This window comes from Pseudomonas sp. URMO17WK12:I6 (assembly GCF_003253625.1).
In the GTDB taxonomy this organism is placed as follows: domain Bacteria; phylum Pseudomonadota; class Gammaproteobacteria; order Pseudomonadales; family Pseudomonadaceae; genus Aquipseudomonas.
Genome location: NZ_QKYZ01000021.1, coordinates 12,477 through 34,484 on the forward strand (window position 1 = coordinate 12,477; position 22,008 = coordinate 34,484).

At 59.8% G+C, this 22,008-nt stretch carries 21 protein-coding genes, 4 tRNA genes and 1 pseudogene; 6 read left to right on the forward strand and 20 right to left on the reverse strand.

Annotation, left to right across the window (positions count from 1 at the left end; translation table 11 throughout):
• Nucleotide 1 precedes the first annotated feature (1 nt).
• The 6 genes from F475_RS26790 to F475_RS26815 all read right to left on the reverse strand — a co-directional run bounded on the left by F475_RS26790 (nt 2) and on the right by F475_RS26815 (nt 4,678).
• Nucleotides 2–1,351 (reverse strand): Tad domain-containing protein, encoded by a 1,350-nt coding sequence (locus F475_RS26790; protein ID WP_111455153.1) that lies wholly within the window; start codon nt 1,349–1,351, stop codon nt 2–4.
• A 75-nt stretch (nt 1,352–1,426) separates the two neighbouring features.
• A complete protein-coding gene (cpaB, locus tag F475_RS26795; RefSeq protein ID WP_111455154.1) occupies nt 1,427–2,233 on the reverse strand; it encodes a Flp pilus assembly protein CpaB in 807 nt (268 codons plus the stop codon).
• 15 nt (nt 2,234–2,248) lie between these two features.
• Nucleotides 2,249–3,574, reverse strand: a complete 1,326-nt coding sequence (locus tag F475_RS26800) for an AAA family ATPase (protein ID WP_111455155.1) — start codon at nt 3,572–3,574, stop codon at nt 2,249–2,251.
• A gap of 2 nt (nt 3,575–3,576) precedes the next feature.
• The gene (locus F475_RS26805; protein WP_018926259.1) at nt 3,577–4,107 is read right to left on the reverse strand and encodes a prepilin peptidase; all 531 of its coding nucleotides are present in this window, start codon (nt 4,105–4,107) and stop codon (nt 3,577–3,579) included.
• Nucleotides 4,108–4,134: 27 nt separating this feature from the next.
• Nucleotides 4,135–4,329, reverse strand: a complete 195-nt coding sequence (locus F475_RS26810; protein WP_018926260.1) for a Flp family type IVb pilin — start codon at nt 4,327–4,329, stop codon at nt 4,135–4,137.
• Between the two features lie 154 nt (nt 4,330–4,483).
• Nucleotides 4,484–4,678 (reverse strand): Flp family type IVb pilin, encoded by a 195-nt coding sequence (locus F475_RS26815; protein WP_018926261.1) that lies wholly within the window; start codon nt 4,676–4,678, stop codon nt 4,484–4,486.
• A gap of 412 nt (nt 4,679–5,090) precedes the next feature.
• On the opposite strand from F475_RS26815, the gene F475_RS26820 reads away from it, so the two are divergent.
• Complete coding sequence (locus F475_RS26820; protein ID WP_018926262.1) at nt 5,091–5,954, forward strand: DNA-binding response regulator; 864 nt, start codon at nt 5,091–5,093, stop codon at nt 5,952–5,954.
• 59 nt (nt 5,955–6,013) lie between these two features.
• Here the strand turns inward: F475_RS26820 and F475_RS26825 are convergent.
• From F475_RS26825 to F475_RS26840, 4 genes are all read right to left on the reverse strand, one after another.
• Nucleotides 6,014–6,089 (reverse strand) — tRNA-Gly (locus F475_RS26825).
• Between the two features lie 3 nt (nt 6,090–6,092).
• A tRNA-Glu gene (locus tag F475_RS26830) sits at nt 6,093–6,168 on the reverse strand.
• A 104-nt stretch (nt 6,169–6,272) separates the two neighbouring features.
• Nucleotides 6,273–6,348 (reverse strand) — tRNA-Gly (locus F475_RS26835).
• A gap of 2 nt (nt 6,349–6,350) precedes the next feature.
• Nucleotides 6,351–6,426, reverse strand: a tRNA-Glu gene (locus F475_RS26840).
• A gap of 394 nt (nt 6,427–6,820) precedes the next feature.
• Between F475_RS26840 and F475_RS26845 the strand changes: the two genes are divergently transcribed.
• Nucleotides 6,821–7,579, forward strand: coding sequence for a hypothetical protein (locus F475_RS26845; RefSeq protein ID WP_064616541.1), 759 nt, complete (start codon nt 6,821–6,823; stop codon nt 7,577–7,579).
• Between the two features lie 110 nt (nt 7,580–7,689).
• Here the strand turns inward: F475_RS26845 and F475_RS31195 are convergent, their stop codons facing one another.
• The 4 genes and pseudogenes from F475_RS31195 to F475_RS26865 form a co-directional block, all read right to left on the reverse strand.
• On the reverse strand, nt 7,690–8,571 hold the full coding sequence (locus F475_RS31195; protein WP_371861333.1) for a methyl-accepting chemotaxis protein: 882 nt from the start codon (nt 8,569–8,571) through the stop codon (nt 7,690–7,692).
• Nucleotides 8,551–9,654 (reverse strand): annotated as a pseudogene (locus tag F475_RS31200) (HAMP domain-containing protein); the annotation flags it as partial. The pseudogene F475_RS31200 and the gene F475_RS31195, both read right to left, overlap by 21 nt.
• A gap of 301 nt (nt 9,655–9,955) precedes the next feature.
• Nucleotides 9,956–11,332, reverse strand: a complete 1,377-nt coding sequence (locus F475_RS26855) for a PLP-dependent aminotransferase family protein (RefSeq protein ID WP_111455156.1) — start codon at nt 11,330–11,332, stop codon at nt 9,956–9,958.
• A 300-nt stretch (nt 11,333–11,632) separates the two neighbouring features.
• Nucleotides 11,633–12,394, reverse strand: coding sequence for an SDR family oxidoreductase (locus tag F475_RS26865; protein ID WP_064616537.1), 762 nt, complete (start codon nt 12,392–12,394; stop codon nt 11,633–11,635).
• A gap of 235 nt (nt 12,395–12,629) precedes the next feature.
• On the opposite strand from F475_RS26865, the gene F475_RS26870 reads away from it, so the two are divergent.
• Entirely contained in the window at nt 12,630–13,634 is a 1,005-nt protein-coding gene (locus F475_RS26870) for an NADP-dependent oxidoreductase (RefSeq protein ID WP_018926267.1), read from the forward strand.
• Between the two features lie 72 nt (nt 13,635–13,706).
• Here F475_RS26870 and pyrF read toward each other — a convergent pair whose 3' ends face one another.
• The gene (gene pyrF, locus F475_RS26875) at nt 13,707–14,405 is read right to left on the reverse strand and encodes an orotidine-5'-phosphate decarboxylase (protein WP_167331181.1); all 699 of its coding nucleotides are present in this window, start codon (nt 14,403–14,405) and stop codon (nt 13,707–13,709) included.
• A gap of 292 nt (nt 14,406–14,697) precedes the next feature.
• On the opposite strand from pyrF, the gene F475_RS26880 reads away from it, so the two are divergent.
• From F475_RS26880 to xopAW, 3 genes are all read left to right on the forward strand, one after another.
• Entirely contained in the window at nt 14,698–15,456 is a 759-nt protein-coding gene (locus F475_RS26880; RefSeq protein ID WP_019581208.1) for a response regulator, read from the forward strand.
• A complete protein-coding gene (locus F475_RS26885; protein WP_064616535.1) occupies nt 15,456–16,508 on the forward strand; it encodes a HAMP domain-containing sensor histidine kinase in 1,053 nt (350 codons plus the stop codon). The genes F475_RS26880 and F475_RS26885 overlap by 1 nt, the downstream gene beginning before the upstream one ends.
• 142 nt (nt 16,509–16,650) lie before the next feature.
• Nucleotides 16,651–17,502 carry a XopAW family type III secretion system calcium-binding effector gene (xopAW, locus tag F475_RS26890; RefSeq protein WP_111455158.1) on the forward strand — a complete coding sequence of 284 codons (852 nt, stop codon included), beginning with the start codon at nt 16,651–16,653 and terminating at the stop codon, nt 17,500–17,502.
• 38 nt (nt 17,503–17,540) lie between these two features.
• Here xopAW and F475_RS26895 read toward each other — a convergent pair whose 3' ends face one another.
• The 5 genes from F475_RS26895 to F475_RS26915 all read right to left on the reverse strand — a co-directional run bounded on the left by F475_RS26895 (nt 17,541) and on the right by F475_RS26915 (nt 21,847).
• Nucleotides 17,541–18,596 carry an AI-2E family transporter gene (locus F475_RS26895; protein ID WP_018926272.1) on the reverse strand — a complete coding sequence of 352 codons (1,056 nt, stop codon included), beginning with the start codon at nt 18,594–18,596 and terminating at the stop codon, nt 17,541–17,543.
• 68 nt (nt 18,597–18,664) lie between these two features.
• On the reverse strand, nt 18,665–19,471 hold the full coding sequence (locus F475_RS26900; protein WP_018926273.1) for a DUF4892 domain-containing protein: 807 nt from the start codon (nt 19,469–19,471) through the stop codon (nt 18,665–18,667).
• 8 nt (nt 19,472–19,479) lie between these two features.
• Nucleotides 19,480–20,139 (reverse strand): glutathione S-transferase family protein, encoded by a 660-nt coding sequence (locus F475_RS26905; RefSeq protein ID WP_096480905.1) that lies wholly within the window; start codon nt 20,137–20,139, stop codon nt 19,480–19,482.
• A 50-nt stretch (nt 20,140–20,189) separates the two neighbouring features.
• Nucleotides 20,190–21,044 carry an alpha/beta hydrolase gene (locus F475_RS26910; RefSeq protein WP_111455159.1) on the reverse strand — a complete coding sequence of 285 codons (855 nt, stop codon included), beginning with the start codon at nt 21,042–21,044 and terminating at the stop codon, nt 20,190–20,192.
• Entirely contained in the window at nt 21,041–21,847 is an 807-nt protein-coding gene (locus F475_RS26915; protein ID WP_111455160.1) for an alpha/beta fold hydrolase, read from the reverse strand. Before F475_RS26915 ends, F475_RS26910 begins: the two co-directional genes overlap by 4 nt.
• Nucleotides 21,848–22,008: the final 161 nt, after the last annotated feature.

Below are 22,008 nucleotides of genomic sequence, written 5' to 3' on the forward strand. Positions count from 1 at the left end.
CCTACGAGTCTGTGCTCGGAGTGCCAGTGCCGCTGCCAATATAGGTTTTGTAGAGTTGAATGATCTGCGGGCCGACATCGGTGGACGGCGAGGGGCCGGCTACGTTATCGCCTTCGCACTCCTTCACAAACTGGCCGAATATCTGCGATTCCGTGCCGCCGTTGCTCATGGGCTGTACCACGAAATAGCAACCAAAACCCAGGACCGGCACCGAGGTTGTCCCCCCCTGTTTACCGGTGCAGTCGCCCACCACGATTTTCAGCATCCGACGCTCGTACACCCCACCGCTCTGACAGCCGCTGCCGGACCCGGCCACACACGCGGCTGTGCTTGCACGCCAGTCGTTGTAGTCCAGTATCGCGTCGCTGCCCGCCGTGAGATTGCCGTTGCTCGATGTGACGGTTTGCCCCTTGTACTTCTCGACTGGCGGGGTGACTGAGTCGTCGTAAGTGATCGCGGGGGTGCTGGACGTCGTCACCAGGTCTGGCGGATAGTCCGAGGCACTGACTGGGCCGTTATAGATGCCGAAGCGCGTATTCAGACCTTGCGAAGTAGGACCCACCATGTTGCCGGGAGCAGTCTGGACGTTTTGCCCCACGTTGCGACAGACCTTGCCACCTCCAGCCAGATCATCCCTGACCGTACTGCCGCCCGATCCAAAGTCGAGCAACTGAAAGTTGCCTGGGCCAATGGGGGACGAATTGCCAGCAGCCGTCTTCAGTACCTGCAAGTCACCAAACTGGAAGCCCCAGAACATGCCCGCGGCCGGGTTGTATTTAGTCGGGTCGCCACAGACCATCAAAGGTGCAAGATCACAGGGGCTGGTAGGGCTGGGGCCGGCGGTGGCGATCGCCGCCACGGCCTTGCTCCCAAGACCCGCAGTGCCTAATGTCTGAACGAAGCTCCAGAAAAAACCTGTCAGCTGATAGCTCGGTACCGATACCCGAACGTACTTGGCATTTGCCGGCCCGGGATAGGAGAACGGGCCATAGACGCTGCTGGAAAGTTCCACCACCGCAAATGCGCCTGGGTTGCCGGCGACCGCCGTTGCCAATTCGGAGTTGCCCGTGGCATTGGCATTTTGCGTCAGCGTATTGAGCGCGGCAGTGCGTGTCGCGCTGGCCATGGTGGCAGCACCTGCCGCCTCAAGCAGGGTTTTGGCGCCACTCAGGGCGGCGGCATCCACAGCGTTTTGCAGGCGCGTCTTGTTCAACATCATGTGCCCGCCGTCCAGAGCCAACGCCGCTATCATGGAAATCGCCGCCAAGGCGATCACCATCAGTACGCTCACCGCTCCTCCCTGGCGCCTTGGCGTCGCAGTGAACGGCCGCTGAATACGAAGATTCATCATCAAGCCCTCGTTTGCCGATACTGATCCGGATCGGCTCCGCCAATACCTTGGTGCACAGGCACCCCTACCGCTCAGTCAACGAACTTTCACTAAACTGGTCTGGACCCCGCGAATGATGGTGAGAGCCCCACCACCCTCGCTACGGTGCACCACGCGTTTTTGCACTGGGGCAGCGGCCACAACCATGGGGGCCTGTGCAGCAGGCGCGGCGGTCACGATTTTTTTCTCGGAGTTCAGCGGATTGCGCAGCGCCAGTTGCAGCTTGCCTTCCGTTTGCGCCGTGACCAGGGTTTCAGCCTCGGCGGCCGTCATCTCCAGCGTCACTGCGCGCACCACCACCGGTTGGGTCTTGTCGGTACCCGCCGTCTGGTCCACCGCCAACACCCGCAAGTTCTCGAGGATGGTCCTGGACACGGCACTGTTGCTGCCGGCACTGGTGGTTTTGGTCGCCAGTACATCGACCCGGTTACCTGGCAGGAGGAATCCGCCCACACCAACCACATCGTCCACGCGTACCGAAATGGCACGTTTGTCTGTGGCAATCAGAGAGGCCAGGGTACTGCCGCCCAGGTGCTCGCTCAGGCGTGCGCTGCGCATGACGTCGCCACGCAAGATGTCGAACGTTGCGATCTTGCCCACGGCCTTGTCGCTGGAATCGAGAGCATCGTCCGGGATCGTGTCCATGGGCATGCGCACGGTCGTGACCTGTTGGGCCTCGACCATCTGCCCGAATGGAATCTCTACCGTGGCGACTACCACGCTTCGAAGATGGTCATCTGGCGTGGCATTGAGCCGGGCGCTTAGCCAGGAGTCGGCCATCCATGCAGCACCAAGGCCCATGACCAGGGAAACGCCTATCAGGGGAAGAGTACGAGAGCTCATGTCAGTATCTCCGTATCAAAGAAAGTCGAGCTGGACGAAGTAGTTGTGCCAGGCCCATTCCAACTCTTGTGGTGACAGTGCCCCGGTACCGCCGATATAACGCTGACGATCGAGGGCCATGTTCAGGAGATCTCGGGGATGGCAAGGCACCAGGGGCATGCCTTCACTTGCATAAAGCCTTTGCAGTACATAACGCAGCAGCAGGGGGTCAAAAGGAATACCCAGACGCTCACATTCCTGACGCCAGATCTTTTCGTACTCCTCGGGCTTCAGGTAACCGAACTGCAACTTGTAGCCAATCCGCCGCAAGAAGGCCTCATCAGCCAGTTCCAGGGGATTGAGGTTGGTGGAGAACACCAGAACCAGATCGAATGGCAGCTCGCAATGCCGACCACCGCCCAAATTGAGGAAGTCGCGCTTCTCCTCCATCGGGACGATCCAGCGATTGAACAGCTCGGCGGGTGCCATGCGCTGGCGGCCCATGTCATCGATGATGAACAGGCCATTACTGGCCTTGAGCTGCAAGGCGGCCTGGTACTGGCGGGTGAAGGGGTCATAGCGAACATCCAGCTGTTCCATGCTCAACTCACCGCCCGTAATGACGACCGGGCGTTTGCAGCACAGCAGTCGACGATCGATCCCTTCGTTGAGCATCAGATTGTTCTGTTGACCGTTGTCATCCAGCCGCTGATGCACCTGCGGGTCATAGATCTCGATCACCGACTCGTTGATCACGATGGCATGAGGTACCCAGATGGCCTCGGCGAACAGACGAATCAACCGACTGCTGACGTAGGTCTTGCCGGTACCCGCGGGGCCATAAATCATGATTGCGCGCCCGGAGTTCAGGGCCACACCCAGTTGATCGAGCATCCCCTCCGTGAGCACTACACCGGTGAGGGCCTTGTGCATATCGCTTGAGCTGATGCGACCATGGTGAATGGTCTGGATTTTGATCAGGGAACGGTAGGTACTCACCGGGAAGGGGGCCGCGCCGATATAGCCGCTGCGTGACAGCGCATCGCGGGCAGCACTGCGACCGCGTTCGGTCAGGCTATAACGCAGCTGCCCACCCGATTGCCCCACCTGACCCAGGACTTCGACACGACCGTCCTTGCGCAGAAACGCCAGGACTTCTTCAAGTACGGCGCCAGTCAGCGCCAGGCGCTCCACCAGTCGCGGCATGTCCAGCACGCCGGCGTCGTACAAATGCTTGCATACCAACTCACCGAGAAAACTGTCGGTCAGACCCGTCTCGCGGATTGTGCAAGGCTGAGGAGCCAGCCGTTGCACCGCTTCCCGATCGCTGGAGTAGGCATCACTATCGACAATGACGTGCATGACTAACCTCCCAATCCACCGGCAACCAGTTGCCAGTAGACGCTGTTTAAAGTGCCGATCAAGATTGCGATCGAATAAGGAAAAGGTTTGCCGGCGACTTCATCCGAAGTCGGCGCCAGATAGGCCTGCGCCCTGAGAATCAGCCAATAACGCCCCAGGGTCTGCAACAATTGCCCGCGAACCAGCACGATCAGGAAACCGCACACCCCACCAGCTATCAGGCTGAACATGGCTGCCCACAAGGCGAAATGGAACGGAAGAAAGCTGCCGACCATGGCCATCAACTTGACGTCGCCAGCAGCCATGCCTCCCAGGGCGTACATCGGCAGAAAGAACGCAAAACAGATCAGGATACCCAACAGGCTGTCACCCAATCCGCTGATACCACCTGAATAAGTCTGACCGGCCAATCCCAGGGCAATGCCCAACAGGACCAGCGTGTTGGGGATACGGTGGCGAAGCAGATCGCTCACCACCGCGACGCCCAGCAGTCCTAGCAGTAAAACAGTCGACACCAGCAATTCCATGGACATGGCGCGTCTCCCCTACCGGGATTATCGTTAGCAGGCAACGTTGCCGTTGACCGCCTGGCACAGCGCTCTGATCTTGGTATCTACAGCGCCGCCCAAAAGAACGAAGGCTGCAGCCACAGCTACCGTAATCAACCCACCTGCCACCGCGTATTCCACAATGGTCAGGCCATCTTCATCTTTGGCGAACTTGCTTATCGAAGTTCTGATTGTTTGCAGAGTCATTTTGTGTACCTCACTTCAGCGGTCATACGGCTCGGAAAGTACATTGGCGGGGACAGCGCGAAGTCCATTGAGTTATCCGGTCGCTCTATCAGCAAAACAGCAACAACCGGTCATTCATGGACTTCGCCGCGTCCCGCCACCGTAAATTTCGTTATCAGCACGCAACGTTGCCGTTGACGGCCTGGCACAGCGCCCTGATTTTGGTATTCACGGCACCGCCCAAAAGCACGAACGCAGCGGCAACAGCTACCGTAATCAGCCCACCGGCCACGGCGTATTCCACGATGGTCAGGCCGTCTTCGTCTTTGGCGAACTTCACTACCGAAGCCTTGATTGTCTGCAGATTCATTTTGCCCACCTCACTCGAATGTTGTTTTTTCCGGAAGGCAGTACGTTCTGCACTGCCTGATGCAACCCTAGTCAGGGGCAAGGCATGGGCGTTAGGAAGATTTTGCACATCACTAGGACTTTTTTGCGGGTGCGGCCAAATACGGTTATTGGCCTTTGCAGAAGTAGCAGGAGGGGTAAAACAAGGGATGGCTCGCGAATACCACTGACTTCGATTTACAAGCGACGAGCGGCTGATACCTGGTTCATAGACGACACACCAACAGGCTGTTGCCTGGGACTGATTTCCAGGCAACGCATAGAGCGGATAGAACTAAAATTCGTCTTTCTTATCAGTATTTAATCTGCAAAGTGATGGCACGTTAGCAATACTACTCAGCGAAGAGGGGCCCGTAGAACCGCAGAGTAGAGACATGACGTCCAACATGACCAGAAGGCCATCGCTGCTTTGGTTCGATCTGACTCACGATCGTTCCACGAAGGAACTCATCGCGCAGTTCGAGGAGACTTGCGACTGCAAACTGGCGAAAAATTCCGTGCTGCCCAGCGGGGAACAGGCAGACATGATCTGCATCCATTTCGATCGCCCCGACACCCCCGGCTTGCGGTTGTTGCTGGAGATCAAACGCACCACCCCTACCATCCCGATCACCATGTTCACTGTGCAGCACTCAGAAGAACTGGCCGTCTGGGCCATGCGCTCCAGTGTCTGGGAATACATGGTGCTCCCGCTCACCAACGCCGAGAGGAAGCGCTACCTGACGGCTCTGCTGCAGCTTTGCGAATTGCGCCGCAATGCCGGTCAGGACAAGACATTGCTGATCGACCACTCGCCCACTCTGCCAGAGAGCATCCGCCTGACCTCCGGGCACCAAAAACACCAGGCGCTGAGCCATACCATGCTGTACATCGACCAGCACTTTCGGGACAGCATCGATCAGAGGGATTTGGCCAAGCGCTGCGGCATGACGACTTTTCGCTTCAGTCGCCTGTTCAAGGAAGCCAATGGCGTCGGTTTCACCGATTACATCCTGGACAAGCGCATGAGTTTTGCCAAACAGCTGCTCGACAACAGCCAGATGCCGATTACCAGCATCGGTTATGAGGCCGGCTTCAAGGATCCTTCCTACTTCGCCCGCGCCTTCAAGCAGTTCGTCAACTGCACGCCCAGCGAATACCGTTTGGCCAGCCAACTTAGAGCGGTAGCAGCGCAACCGCCCCTGGAAGATACAACCATTGAAGCACTTGAAAGCCTGGTGCAGAGCCTTGGAAATTGAAGCAGGTTTTTTACGCGCATAAAAAAACGCCGCTCAAATGAGCGGCGTTTTTTTGAATTTGGAGCGGGAAACGAGACTCGAACTCGCGACCCCGACCTTGGCAAGGTCGTGCTCTACCAACTGAGCTATTCCCGCAAATGGCGTCCCCTAGGGGACTCGAACCCCTGTTACCGCCGTGAAAGGGCGGTGTCCTAGGCCACTAGACGAAGGGGACACGCTGCCCGGAACACATGGTGTGTGTTTCGGTGCCCAGACCCGCATCCGAAGACTTGGTTCTGGTTTCACTCAGCTTTGCCCGAAAGCAACGCTGTTTAAAATTGGAGCGGGAAACGAGACTCGAACTCGCGACCCCGACCTTGGCAAGGTCGTGCTCTACCAACTGAGCTATTCCCGCATTGGCGTCCCCTAGGGGACTCGAACCCCTGTTACCGCCGTGAAAGGGCGGTGTCCTAGGCCACTAGACGAAGGGGACACACGTACAACATTCACTCCCTACCGCGTTTCGCTGTGTGCTTTACGCTGTAAGTGGCGCGCATTCTATGGATGGATTGAGGGGTCGTCAACCCCCAGATATAAATTTATTTAAATCAATGACTTCGCCCTGCTTTTGGCAGCGATTCAGGCTTTTGTGTCGCCTGACCTTTGGCGCCTATATTCTGGCATCCACCAAGACGCTATAGTCCATGCCGAGATGATGGCAATGTGCACCTCGCACGCTATTTACTTATAGAAGCGGCATTGCGGCCGATATAAGAAGAGCTATAGCCGATTCACTCGTCGAGCAACCCTATGCGCCCATATGCCAAGCCAACTACACTCGACTCGAACGCGAACCCCATAAAGAGGTCTTACCGGTGACACCACTCATGATCACCCTGCTAGTCGTAGCCGGGATCGCACTATTGATCGCCATTGGCTACATGAACCATGTGGTGGAAAACAATAAGCTGGAAAAAGCCCGCACCAAGGTTGAACTCAACGACCGCCTGCGTCGCTGCGGCGAAATCACCGAGACCTTTCCCGGTCAGTTCATGACACCCGCGCTCAAGTTGCTATTGACCCGTCTGGAACTGAACGTCTGCCAGCGCTTGCTCAACCTAGAAAAAACCAGCCCCACGCTAAAGCCACGGATTACCGAGCTGAGTGCCTTGGTTGCCCAAGGCGAATCGATCCCGGTCAACAACCCGCCGGCACCGATCCAGACCGAAGCCAAGGCCAAAGACGTGCGCTTCCTGCTCGAAGCCCTGCATGGCCAGATCACCCGTGCCGCACAGGACGGCTACCTGCCGACCAACGAAGCCAAGCACTGGATCCGCGAGGTCCGCCACATCCTGGTCCTGCTGCACATCGAATTCTTCAACAACCTTGGTCAGCATTCCCTGCAACAGAACCAGCCAGGTCAGGCCCGACTGGCCTTCGAACGCGGCGTGCAATACCTGCGCAAACAGCCGGAGCCCCAGGTCTACAGCGAACAACTCGAGTACCTGGAAAAACTCCTGGCCCGCGCCAACGACCAGGTCATGGACAAGATCGCCCCAGTTGAAGGCGAAGTGAACCAACTGACTGAAGGGCTCAAAGACGTCGAGGCTGATGCCGACTGGAAGAAGAAAGTGATCTACGACTGATCATGCAAATGCTGAAAAGCCACCGGGTCAGGTGGCTTTTTTTTGCGTTGGGATTGATGCCCGCCAGAGTCAATAGATCATCCGGACACAGCCCGGGCCTTCGGCAGCTGCTACAGCTTGAAATGCCCCACCATCCCCCTCAACTCACTCCCCAACTGCGCCAGTTCAATACTCGACGCCGCATTGCCCTGCATCGCCAATGAAGACTGATCCGCACTGGCGCGAATGCTCGTGACACTGCGATTGATCTCCTCGGCCACCGAGCTCTGCTCCTCCGCAGCCGCTGCAATCTGCTGGTTCATCTGCTGAATCAGCGACACCGCCGCCGCAATACTCCCCAATGCACTTTCGGTCTGCAACGCATCGCTCACCGCCAGTTTCACCAACTCGCCACTGCTCTGAATCTGCTGCACCGACGATTGCGCCGCCGAGCGCAAGGCACTGACCAGGCGTTCGATTTCCTCGGTCGATTGCTGGGTTCGCCTGGCCAGTGCCCGAACCTCATCGGCCACCACCGCAAAGCCCCTGCCCTGCTCGCCGGCACGCGCCGCCTCGATGGCCGCATTGAGCGCCAACAGGTTGGTCTGCTCGGCAACGCTTTTGATCACGCTGAGCACCGTGCCGATGTTCTGGATTTCTGCACTGAGGCTTTCGATGCTGGAGCTGGCCGAGGTGGCCGAGTCCGCCAGTTGCTCAATTCGCGCCATGCTCTGACGCACCACCTGCTGACCGCTTTCGACCTTGCCATCGGCCGTCTGCGCCGCCTGGGCGGCCTCCTCCGCGTTACGTGCCACATCGTGCACCGTGGCGGTCATCTGGTTCATCGCGGTGGCGACCTGCTCGGTTTCTTCTTTCTGGCTGCTGACTTCAAGGTTGGTCTGCTCGGTCACCGCCGACAGCGATTGCGCAGAGCTTGCCAGCTGTTCGATACCGGCCTGCAAACCACTGACAATGCTGCTGAGCCCCGCGCCCATTTGCTGCATGGCTTGCATCAACTGGCCGATCTCGTCACGGCGGGTCACCTCAATCGTCGCGCTCAAATCGCCCGCGGCGATCTGCTGGGCGACACGGATCACGCTGCGCAGCGGTGCGACGATCAACCGGGTAATCACCCACGCGGCAATCAGCCCGACCAGCAAGGCCAGTGCCGAGGAGCCGATGATCAACAGCGAGTTCTTTTTCAGCTCTGCCTGCATCGACCGGTCTTCGGCAACGTAGGCCTGATCCACCCGCTCCACCACTTGCGCGGCGCGCTGGTGGAGTTGCTCGGAGACGGTCTTTTCCTGCGCCAACAGCCCGGTGTACTCGGCGAGTTTTTCAGTGAAACTGCCGATATGACCCGACACTTCATTGAGGACCGTCTGGTAACCCTCATCCTTTACGGTAGCTTTCAACTGTTCGGCCTGGGCCAGCGCCTGGTCGGCTTGCTCGATCTTGCCCTGCCCGGCACTGTCGTCGCCCTTGCGGCTCTGATCCAGACGTACGTGCGCTTCGTTCATGGCCTGCAACATCAGTCGCGAGACCTGGCTGACCTGATTCGCCTGCTCGATGAATTGCGCACCGTCCTTGCCCTCGGACTCCTTCAAGGCATAGGCGCCATCATCGCTAAGCCCGGACTGCAGCACATCCAGGTTATTGGCCACACTGGACACCGACCAACTGGCCATTTCCAGCGCCAGGTCCTTGGCCTGACTCAGCGAGACGAACTCGTCAAAGGCTTTGCGATAAGCCCCCAGAGACTGTTCGACGTCATTCATGACCGGCACGTTGGCTGCGGACTGAGCCTTGAGCTCGGTCGCCAGCGCGATCAACGCGTCCACCCCCGCGTGCAAGGCTTCCACGGTTTTCGGGTCGCCGCGCAAGACGTAGTCCTGCTCAAGCAGACGCACCTTGAGCAAACCGCTGTTGAGCGACGACATCTGCTTGAGCCCATCGAAGCGATGACTGATGGTTTGCAGGGACCATACGCCGATGGCCGCCACCAGGGCTGTCAACAGCAGCACCAGTACAAACCCGACACCCAGTTTTTTCGCCATACCGAGGTTGGCAAAACGTCCTTGCACGGCCGAAATCATTGCGCTTAGTCCCCTGCCATTATCTGTTGATGCAGATTCGCAACGGGCTTGTGCCAACACAAGTCTCTGGCGTCGGAATAATGGCCAAAAGCTACGCCAGCGTCGTTTTCAGAACGCTTGAGGTCGATCCTCAGGGTCTGTTGACGTTTGGTGACGACCGCAACGTTGGCTCCGTCCCTTCGGGTTGCGCGCCAACGTGCGCGAGGCTGCGTTGCGGGATTTGCCAAGGGAACAACCATTGGCGGCATCCCGCGCCTTGCCTCGCGCACGTTGGCATCGCAACGCGGCTCGCCACCAAACGTCAACAGACCCTGGCGGTAGCCTGAAAAAATGCCCGAGCACGAGGATCACAGGCATAGGCAACGTTGATGCGCTGCCAGTCATGAGCCTCGCCGGTGGGGCTGAATGCCGTTGCGCATGACAGACGGATGCCGAAGCGTCGCGCCTGAACCTGCACCTGAACGGCGTCGGCCTTGCGCGATCGCGCCCAGATGAACAGGCCACCTGCGGGTTTGCCGAAAACCTCCCATTCCGCGTCTTCAAGCACCTGCAAGGCCGCGTCCCTGTCGGTGCTTAAACGCTGGCGCTGACGCTGCACCAATTTGCGATAGGCACCACTGGCCAACAAAGAAGCCAGCACCGATTCGCTGAACCGTGAAGCACCCATGCTGCTGATCATCTTGACCTCGGCCAGTCGCGCAATGACGTCGGCACCCGCCACGACAAAGCCGACCCGCAACGAACTGCTGAGAGTTTTGGAGTAGCTGCCGACGTAGATCACGTTGTCATCGATACCCAGTGCCGCAAGACGCGTCCCGGGACCGCGGTACAAATCCGCATAGACGTCGTCTTCGATCACCAGTACGCCATGCTTTCTGGCCAGCTGCATAACCTGCCGAGCCACGCCCAGGGTCAAACTGCTGCCGGTGGGGTTGTGATAAAAACTGTTGATGAACAAGCCACGGGGTTTGTATTTCAGCAACAGTGCCTGGAGTGCTTCGGTGTCGGGTCCGTGAGGCGTTCGTGGGACTTCGATCATGCTGACCCCATGCAGCCTGAGCAAATCGAACAGCATCGAATAACCGGGGTTCTCCACCACCACGCAATCGCCCGGTTTGAACAACGTGCGCACGATCAGGTCGAGCCCATGACTGGCACCCGCCGTGGTGAGGATTCGACTTTCATCCACCGCGATATCCAGCTGCTTCAGTCGTTTGAGGATCTGTTGGCGCAGGGCAAGCAGGCCCAGCGGTGTGCTGTAGTTGAACAAACCGGCCATATCGGTGCGGCTGACCTGGCGTATGGCATAGCTCAGGTCGTCAGTCTCGCGCCAGCTTTCGGGTAATCCGCCGCAACCCAGCTTCAGATCGCCCGCGACGCCACTCTGCTGCTCAACCCCCTCGAACCAGGAAAAATCCCGTTGCCCGTGAGCGGCAAGCGCCGTTGCCGCGACAAAGAAACCCGCCCCGCTACGCGTGGCCAGCACACCTTGGGCCACTAACCGTTCACAGGCCTCGACAACACTGGATTGGCTGAGCAGATTGATCCGCGCGATTTGCCGCACGGAAGGCAAACGTGTCCCCGGCGACACCTCGCCACGATGGAGCCAGTCGGCCATCGCGTCGACGATTTGCTGCACGACCGGCACCAATGCCTGTCGATCGATTCTCAACTCCATGAGCAAGCAAACTCCTGTCTGTTTTGCGGAAAACAGTTAATCACAGGAGCGCTCGACAAGATGTGCGACAAAACCGCCAAAACCGTCGGTTCTAACCATTTGAAACACAATGCCCGGTGTTTTCACGGAACCGATGGCAGTGTGCGTAATGCTGAGAAACCTGTGGCGAGGGAGCTTGCTCCCGCTTGAGTGCGTAGCACTCACAAAAACCGGCAATGGTTGTCAGATTTTTGGGGCCGCTACGCAGCCCAGCGTGAGCAAGCTCCCTCGCCACAAAAGCAGGTATATCGAAACGCCTGATTAAAACGCCGTAACCCCACCATCCACCGCCAGCGAATGACCGGTGGTGAACGCCGCGCCGTCGCTGCACAGGTACAGCACCGCGCTGGCAATCTCCTCGACCTTGCCGATACGTCCGACCGGGTGCATGGCATTGGCGAACTCGCCCTTCTTCGGGTCCGCTTCATAGGCCCGACGGAACATATCGGTGTCGATCACCGCCGGGCACACCGCATTCACGCGAATCTTTTTCTTGGCGTATTCGATGGCCGCCGATTTGGTCAGGCCGATCACCGCATGTTTGGAGGCGGCGTAGATGCTCATCTTCGGCGCAGCCCCCAGGCCGGCGACCGAAGCGGTATTGACGATCGCGCCGCCGCCCTGGGCCAGCAGCAATGGCAACTGGTACTTCATGCACAGCCAGACGCCTTTGACGTTGACGCCCATGATCGCGTCGAACTCATCGAGCGTGCCCTCGGCCAGTTTGCCTTTCTCGATTTCGATGCCGGCATTGTTGAAGGCATAGTCGAGACGGCCGTAGGCATTCACGACCTCGTCCATCAGATTTTTTACATCGCTTTCCACAGTGACATTGCAGCGCACGAAGGTCGCGTCACCGCCGGCAGCGCGAATCAGCGCCACAGTGCCTTCACCACCGGCCACGTCCAGATCGGCCACCACCACTTTCAACCCTTCGGCGGCGAACGCCAAAGCGGTTGCGCGGCCAATCCCATTGGCCGCGCCCGTCACAACGGCGACCTGGCCGGAAAACGTCATGCTCATTGTTATGTCCTCGAAGAGAAGAATGTGGGGAGTCACGTGTTTTCAGTTAGCCACAGCGCCTTGTGACACGGCAGCACTATCAGAAGGCCGGTTGGGCGCCCATGAGTGGCGGTGATGGAACTGCCGCCCTGACTATCACTGCACTGGATCGATGTGCATTCGCCGTGTCAGCCAACCTTGCAGCATCGTCCATGAAGGTCTATCAACAAGGCTTCATTCATCTTGAGTGCCTGTCATGACTACCCAGACCAATCGCCAGTTCCTGCTCGCCAAACGTCCCGTGGGGCCAGCTACCCGCGAGACGTTCACCTATCAAGAAGTACCAGTCGGTGAGCCTGCGGCAGGTCAGATCCTGGTCAAGAACGAATACCTGTCCCTGGACCCGGCCATGCGTGGCTGGATGAACGAGGGCAAGTCCTACATCCCGCCGGTCGGCATTGGTGAAGTGATGCGTGCATTGGGCGTAGGCAAAGTCATCGCCTCGAACAATCCGGGCTTTGCCGTGGGGGACTACGTCAACGGTGCCTTGGGTGTGCAGGATTACTTCCTTGGCGAGCCGCGAGGTTTCTACAAGGTCGATCCGAAACTGGCGCCGCTGCCGCGTTATTTATCCGCGCTGGGCATGACCGGAATGACCGCCTACTTCGCTCTGCTCGATGTCGGCGCGCCGAAAGCCGGCGACACCGTGGTGTTGTCGGGCGCGGCCGGTGCGGTGGGCAGCATCGCCGGGCAAATCGCCAAGATCAAAGGTTGCCGGGTGGTCGGCATCGCCGGCGGCGCGGACAAGTGCAAGTTCCTGATCGATGAGCTGGGTTTTGACGGTGCCATCGATTACAAGAACGAAGACGTGATCGCCGGCCTCAAGCGTGAATGCCCGAAAGGCGTCGACGTGTATTTCGATAACGTCGGCGGCGATATTCTCGACGCCGTGCTGAGCCGCCTGAACATGAAGGCACGGGTGGTGATTTGCGGTGCCATCAGCCAGTACAACAACAAGGAAGCGGTCAAAGGCCCGGCCAACTACCTGGCCTTGCTGGTCAACCGCGCGCGGATGGAAGGCTTCGTGGTGATGGATTACGCCGCACAGTTCGCCGCTGCCGGGCAGGAAATGGCCGGCTGGATGGCCAAGGGGCAGCTCAAGAGCAAGGAAGACATCGTCGAGGGACTGGAAACATTCCCGGAGACGCTGATGAAGTTGTTCAGCGGCGAGAATTTCGGGAAGTTGGTGTTGAAGGTATAAAAGCTTCGCGGGCAAGTCGGATCGCCGCACCGCTCGCTCCTACAGGAGCGAGGCTTGCCCGCGAATCGGCGCTTAAGCGATTTCTGCGACGACCGCCGCCAACGCCTTGGCCGGATCCGCCGCCTGACTGATCGGACGGCCGATCACCAGGTAATCGGAACCGGCATCCAGCGCCTGACGCGGCGTCAGGATGCGGCGCTGATCGTCCAGGGCACTGCCCGCCGGACGAATCCCCGGCGTCACCAGTTGCAACGACGGGTGGGCGGCTTTCAAGGCCTGGGCTTCCTGGGCCGAGCAGACCAGACCGTCCATCCCGGCCTTTTCCGCCAGCGCGGCCAGGCGCAGCACCTGCTCCTGCGGCTCGATGTCCAGGCCAATACCCGCCAGATCCTCACGCTCCATGCTGGTCAGCACGGTCACGCCGATCAACAGCGGTTTCGGGCCGCTGCGCTGATCGAGCACTTCGCGGCAGGCGGCCATCATGCGCAGGCCGCCGGAGCAGTGCACATTGACCATCCATACGCCCATTTCCGCAGCCGCCTTGACGGCCATGGCGGTGGTGTTCGGAATGTCGTGGAACTTGAGGTCCAGGAACACTTCGAAACCCTTGTCGCGCAAGGTGCCGACGATTTCCGAAGCGCAACTGGTAAACAGTTCTTTACCGACTTTGACCCGGCACAGTTTCGGGTCCAGTTGATCGGCCAGCTTCAGTGCGGCGTCACGGGTGGGGAAATCCAGGGCGACGATGATAGGCGTCTGGCAGGCGGACATGAGTGGGCTCTCAGGCAAGTCGAAATCGGCGCGCATTGTAGCGGAACCAGCGCCGCTGCGGGACCCGATGATCGGTAATTCGTCGTCGCGGCTCAGGCAAGACTAGCTGCTGCGGCAATTGTGTCGACCCCGATACACACACGACACGCCCACAACACCCTTCAACGCTACCCTCGTCAGCCGCAACAAGCCCTACAGCACTTCCCGCCTCACGGCCGGACGCCTATGCTGAAGCCACAACCTCGCAGCCTATCTTTGTGGTTGGCAGCCTACCTGGCAGATGAACGCACGCATGCACAACTCCCCAGCACCTCTGAACGACGATCAAAAAGCGCCGGCCGATGACAAACGCTGGAGCATTCGCGCCCTGATCGTCGACGATGACGTTCCGATCCGCGAACTGATGATCGACTACCTGGCCCGTTTCAATATCCACGCCAGCGGCGTCTCCGATGGCGCCGCCATGCGTCAGGCGCTGCAAGCCGAGCATTTCGATGTGGTGGTGCTCGATCTGATGTTGCCGGGTGAAGATGGTTTGTCGCTGTGCCGCTGGCTGCGCGCCGAATCGGACATCCCGATTCTGATGCTCACCGCCCGCTGCGAACCCACCGACCGGATCATCGGCCTGGAACTGGGCGCCGACGACTACATGGCCAAGCCGTTCGAGCCGCGGGAACTGGTTGCGCGGATTCAGACCATTCTGCGTCGGGTGCGCGACGACCGTACTGAACAGCGTGCGAATATTCGCTTCGACAACTGGCGATTGAACAGCGTGTTGCGCCAGTTGATCGCCGCCGATGGCCTGGTGGTGCCACTGTCCAACGCCGAATTCCGTTTGCTTTGGGTGTTCATCGAACGGCCGCGCCGGGTGCTCAGCCGCGAACAACTGCTGGACGCGGCGCGCGGTCGCTCGATCGAAGCGTTTGATCGCAGCATCGATCTGTTGGTGTCGCGCCTGCGCCAGAAACTGGGCGACGACCCGAAAGCCCCGCAGTTGATCAAGACCGTTCGCGGTGAGGGTTATCTGTTCGACGCACGAGACATCAGCTGATGCGTGCGCGCTTCGATACGCTGTTCGGCCGCCTGTTCGGCGTGCTGTTGGTGGCGATCGTACTGGCGCACTTGTTAGCTTTTTTATGGTTCAAACATTACGGGCCGCCCCCTCCTCCCCCTCCGCCGCCGGGGTTTTCCGAGCGCTTTGACGGCCCTCCCCCACCAATGGACCCGCGTTTCGGCAATCGACCACCGCGGCCATGGTTCGGCGGGCCGCTGGTGCCACTGACCTTTCAGTTTGTCTCGCTGATCATCGCCGCCTGGTACGGCGCCAAGCTATTGACCCGCCCGATTCAACGCCTGAGCGACGCCGCCGAGCGCCTGAGTGAAAATCTCGACAGTCCGCCTCTGGATGAGTCCGGCCCACGGGAAGCGCGGCAAGCGGCGCACACTTTCAACCTGATGCAGAAACGCATTCTTGAACAAATGCAGCAACGTTCGCGCATGCTCGGCGCGGTGTCCCATGACCTGCGCACACCGCTGTCGCGGCTCAAGCTGCGGCTGGAACAGATCGACGATGAGAAGCTGCAAGGCCAAATGCGTCAGGACCTGGACGACATGATCGGCATGCTCGATTCCACCCTCACCTACCTGCACGAACAGCGCACCAGCGAGGCGCCACAATGGATGGACGTGCAGGCGCTGGTGGAGTCCCTGAGCGAAAACGCCCAGGACCAGGGCGCCGACGTCCAGGCCCGCGGCCGTTGCGCCCCGCTGCAGGTCCAACCGATGGCTTTGCGCTCGTGCATCAACAACCTGCTGGACAACGCCTTGCGTTATGCCGGGGACGCGCTGATCACGCTTGAGGACAGTCGCGAACAACTGGTGATCCGGGTCATTGACCATGGCCCGGGTATCGCGGCGGAAAAACGTGAAGCGGTGTTTGAACCGTTCTTTCGCCTGGAAGGTTCGCGTAATCGCAACTCCGGCGGCGTCGGCCTGGGCATGACCATCGCCCGGGAAGCCGCGGAGCGTTTGGGCGGGCAGTTGAGCCTGGAAGAAACGCCCGGCGGTGGTCTGACCGCCGTCATCCGCCTGCCCCGCGTCTAAGCCCGCACCCACAGGATCCGGGTCTGACTGGATAAGTTGTGTGTACCCATCGGTACAAATCCCACATACCCACGACAACTTGCCCCTTGAGGCTGCATAAGCCGGTGCACCCACCGGTTTCCCATTCCAAGGAGTGAGCACAATGATCGGTAGTGTCAGCAGCTACACGAGCTATACCAGCACCAGCAGTACCGCCACCAACAGCGCCCGTAGCCAGCAATTCCAGAAAGAACTGCTCGCCAAACTCGACAACAACAGCGACGGTGCGGTGGATCAGGATGAGCTCAAGAGCGCCCTGTCGCAGAAAAACGACGATGGTCTGCTGGTCAGCCTGAGCAAGAACTTCAGCGATCTGGACAGCGACAAAAGCGGCAGCCTGAGCAGCGAAGAGATGGCCGCGATGGCCCCTCCGACGCCACCGCCGCACGATCAGGCACCGAACACCGAGCTGGCCGATGCGCTGATCAGCGCTTTGGACAAAGACGGCGACGGCGCCATCAACAGCGATGAGCTGAGCAATGGCCTGACCAGTGCCGGCAGCACGGCCGACAGCTCGAAAATCTTCTCGGCCCTGGACAAGAATGAAGACGGCACCGTCAGCCAGGACGAACTCGCCGCCAGCCTGACCCCGCCGCCACCGCCACCTCAGCAGATGTCCAGCGAAGAGCTGTTCAGCCAAGTCGATACCGACAGCGATGGCAGTGTCACGGCCACGGAACTGAGCAGCGCGTTGCAGGCGAGCGACAGCACTTCATCGACCGCCACCGACACCAGCGCCGCGTTGCTCAAAGTACTCGATAGCGACAGCAGCGGTGGCGTCAGCAACGATGAACTGAAAGCCGTCCTGCAAGCCGGCCGCGAGCAGAACTCCGACAGCTCCACCCATCAGTTCAACGTGACCGAAGCCCTGAACAAAATGATCGCCAACCTGAGCAAGCAGTATTCGCTCGACAACGTGGCGACCGTGGGCAAACACCTGAACGTAGCGACCTGAGTCAAAAAACTTCGCGGCCCTAAGACCCAACAAAAAACTTAGGGCCGGCGATCTTCAACCCGAGCCTGGCTCTTGCTCCAATCGGTCAACAGGCTGTAAGCCACTGCCAACAACGTCGGGCCAATGAACAGGCCGATAAACCCGAACGCAATCAACCCGCCAAACACCCCGAGCAGCACAATCACCAACGGCAAATTCCCGCCCCGGCTGATCAGGTACGGCTTAAGCACGTTGTCGACCCCGCTGATAATGAACGTGCCCCAGATCCCGAGGAACACTGCCATTCCGTACTCACCCTTCCAGGCCAGCCACGCCGTGGCCGGAATCCACACCAACGGCGGCCCCATCGGAATCAGGCTCAGCAAGAACGTCACGATCCCCAGCACCAGCGCCCCAGGCACGCCGGCAATCAGGAAGCCGATCAACGCCAGCACCGCCTGCGCCGCCGCTGTACCGATCACCCCGTTGACCACCCGTTGCACGGTGCCCGCCACCAGTTCGATGTAATACCCGGCGCGGTCGCCAATCAGCCGCTCCAGCAACCCATGGACAAACACCGCCAAACGCGGCCCGTCCCGGTAGAAAAAGAACACAAACACGATACTCAGCGTCAACTCGAGGATCCCGCCGCCAATCTGCGCACTGCGTGCCAGCAACCAGTTACCGACCTGACCCAGATATGGCTTGATCGCCAGCATCATCGCCGCACCTTGCTGATCGATGCTGTTCCAGATCCCCACCAGCCGCTCGCCGACCAAAGGAATACCGCCAACCCAGGCCGGCGCTTCAGGCAGACCATCGACCTGCACATCCTTGATGAACGCCGTGGCATCGCGCACGTGATCCGCCAGGTTGAACCCCAGCCACACCAGCGGCACCGCCACCAGCAGCATCCAGCCAAGCGTCAGTAACAGCGCCGCCAGGGATTCACGACCATTGAGCCAACGGGTCAACAGACGCATCAACGGCCAACTGGCAAACGCCAGCACCGCCCCCCAGAACAGCGCCGACCAGAACGGTGCCATTACCCATAAACTCGCGCCAAACAGCACCAGCAGCAGGATCTGCACCAACAGCCGATCGTTATTGACCATGTAAGATCCCGAAAAAAGTCAGCCCGCAAAGAGTAGGCAAATGCGCAGACGCATTCGCCAAATGAAGCTTATCGCAACAGTTCGAAGTGCAGGCCAGAGCCTTCGACGCTGCCGGTTTCCATCCGCGCCGTGCGCACGCCCTGGCCGATCAACGCCTGGCGCCAGGCTTCGGCACTGGGCCCGGAAACGCTGACTCGCAGTGTGGTGTCCAGGTTCAGGCCTCGGGAAATCAAACGCAGCCAGGTGTCGTCAGGGTCGCCGTCGAGTTTGGGGAAATCGAGTTTCCCGGTGCTTTTGAGCTGGCGCAGCAACGTCGCGGACGTCGGCAGCAAATCACCCAACGGCGCCGAGGCATCGAACTGTTCGACGTGCAGATAAGCCCTGCGATTACCGCGAGTGATGCTGTACAGCGCCACCAGGGTGTTTTCTTGGGGGGCCGCCAGACGCAGCAGCAAATAAGCCTGCTGATTATCGGCGCCATAGAGCTTGGCGTTACCGAAGACTTCATTGGCCCACAGGCTGCTTTCGCCACAATCCCGGGCCTGACACCAGAACAACAGCTCGGCGCCCTGCTTCTGCAAGGCTTCGCGGGCGGCGGTGAAGGCATCGGTGGAGGAGTGCTCCGGTGGCAATTCGTAGGTGACCGAGGTGGTTTGACCGCGAGCGGTGACCTGGCCGTCGAAACGCAATTGGCCGCTGATCTTGCGGATCGAACCCAGCGGGTAAATCCGCTCGAGTTCTACCGTCGGGCGATAGTCGACGATCTGCGCATCGGTTATGCGCGGCACGATAGGCAGGTCCTGACTGCCAGGAATGTCAGCGGCCAATAACCAGGGACTGAAACTGCACAGCGCCAGCAGAGTGAGTGAACGCATGGATAGGTTCATCGGATCAACATGGCCTGGGCACCCTTGATGACACTGGCATCATCGATGCGCTCCGGCACCCGCAAACCACGCTGCACCGCAGGGCGTGCTTCCATGGCGGCCAGCCAGCGTTGCAAGGCAGGCAAGCCGTCCACCGAGACACCGGACCAGTCATGGCCACGGACCCACGGGAAGGTCGCGATGTCGGCAATGCTGTACTCGCCCGCCAGAAATTCCACGGCTTGCAGACGCGTGTCGAGCACTTCATACAAGCGCCGGGTTTCATGTTGATAACGGTCGATGGCGCCCTGGAGCTTTTCCGGGAAATAACGGAAAAACACATTGGCCTGGCCCTGCATCGGGCCGATGCCACCCATCTGGAACATCAGCCACTGCAACACCACCGAGCGCCCTTTCGGATCCTGGGGCAGCAGTTTGCCGGTCATCTCGGCGAGGTAAATCAGAATCGCGCCGGACTCGAACACGGCGAAATCGCCATTGGCGCGGTCGACAATCGCCGGAATCCGGCCATTGGGGTTGATCTTGAGGAACTCCTCGGACTTCTGTTCCTTTTTGTCGAAACTCAAGGCATGCACCGTGTAGGGCAGGCCGAGTTCCTCGAGCACGATAGAGACCTTGTGGCCATTCGGGGTCGCAGCGGTGTACAGATCTATCATGGTTGTCTCCCATTTCAACCCGCCCAGCCTCGACAGTTGCCCGACGCAAGTCAAGGAACGGCGAAGAACCGATTGAAACAGTCTGCGACAAGACCGGCACCGGGTTCGTCATTGAGGTGCAAGTGATGGCCGCCAGGCAACTGTTCATGGCTAAAGGGTAGACGTTCCAGCAACTCGGGATGTTTGGCGAGCATGCCGTCAGCCGCGACCACCAGGTGTGCAGGACAACTGACGCGCTGGACGAAAGCCATCGCCTGCTCAGTGGTCAGACGCAGCGGCGACGGTAGCGTCAGGCGGTTGTCGGTACGCCAGGTATAACCGCCCGGCACCGGCATCAAGCCGCGCTGGGCCAGCAGTTCGGCGGCTTCGCGACTGACCGCCACCAAGCCTTTCATGCGCGCTTCGATGGCCCGGTCGAGGGTGTTGTAGACCGGTTTGCGTTTTTCCCGCAGATCCAGCTGCGCCTGCAGGGCCATGCCCATGCGTTCGGCGGCGTTTTCGCCTTTGTCTGTAGGAGGAATGATGCCGTCGATCAACCCCAGGTGAGTCACCCGCTCCGGCAACGACCCGGCCAGCACCAGCGAGACGATCGCCCCCAGGGAATGCCCCAGCAGCGCAAAACGTTTCCATCCCAACTGCTCGGCCACTTGCAGCACGTCGTGGGCGTAGTCCCACAGCGCATAACCGGCGCCGCTCGGCCGGTGCCCCGAGTGACCGTGCCCGGCCATGTCCAGCGCGATGATGCGCAAGCCTTTGAGCTTCGGCGCCAGCCGGGCAAAGCTGTTGGCGTTGTCCAGCCAGCCGTGCAAGGCCATCACCGGCAAGCCGTCCTCGGGACCGAACAGGTGCGCCGCCAACTCGATATGCGGCAGGCTCAGGCGAACTTCTTCGACGACGCTATTCATGCGCAATCCTGTTGGCGGCGACCGTCCCAGCGACTGAACAGGCTCTTCAGCAGCGTGGCCGTGTCTTGTGGACGTTCGAGGGGAAACATGTGACCGCCGGGCAGGGTCAAGGACTCGCCCAGCGGCATGCGCCCGACGGATCGGGCGTGATGACGCATCACCACGCGGCTCTTGTGCCCGCGAACCACCGCCAGCGGCACTTTCAACTGCCGCGCGCGACCGGGGCTAGTGTGGGGTACGCCGCGGTAGATGCTGATTTCCGTGGCCGGGTCGAAACGCAGGCGCAGCTTGTCGCCGACCTTTTGCAAACCATGTTGAAGATAGGCTTCGAAGCATTCCGGGTCGAAGCCACGAAACAGGGTTTTACCGGCGAAATACAGGCGGGCCGCTTCCAGATCGGCGAACTCTTCCCGTCGTCCCAACGTGCGACCGGCCGGGGTCAGGCGATCGATGAAACCGAAGCGTTTGGCGGCACGGATTACCCATTGATCGGTGCGGGTCAGCACCGGTGAATCGAGCATGACCACGCCGCGATACAACTCAGGGCAACGCAACGCGGCGTGCAGGTGCAGCACGCCGCCGAAAGAGTGGCCGACGCCCCAGACCGGCTCCGGCTGCTGCTGGAGGTGATGAATCAGCTCATCCACCAGATTGCTCCAGTTGTCGTCCGCCGGAAAACGCGGGTCATGGGCGTGCTGCTCCAGATGCGCCACCTGGTACTCGGGCGCCAGCGCCGCGAACAACTTGCTGTAGGTCCCCGAAGGAAAGCCATTGGCGTGGGCGAAAAATATCTGTTGCGACATACCGGCAGATCCATGTGCGAAAAACAGACGTTGATTGTCCGTAAGACGGCGTCCTACAGCAATGACCGTAACTGACAGGAATGATGACAGTCGGGTCAGGGCTATAGGGATGCAGAAGAATAGACCGCCCCTTTGTAGCAGCTGCCGAAGGCTGCGTTCGG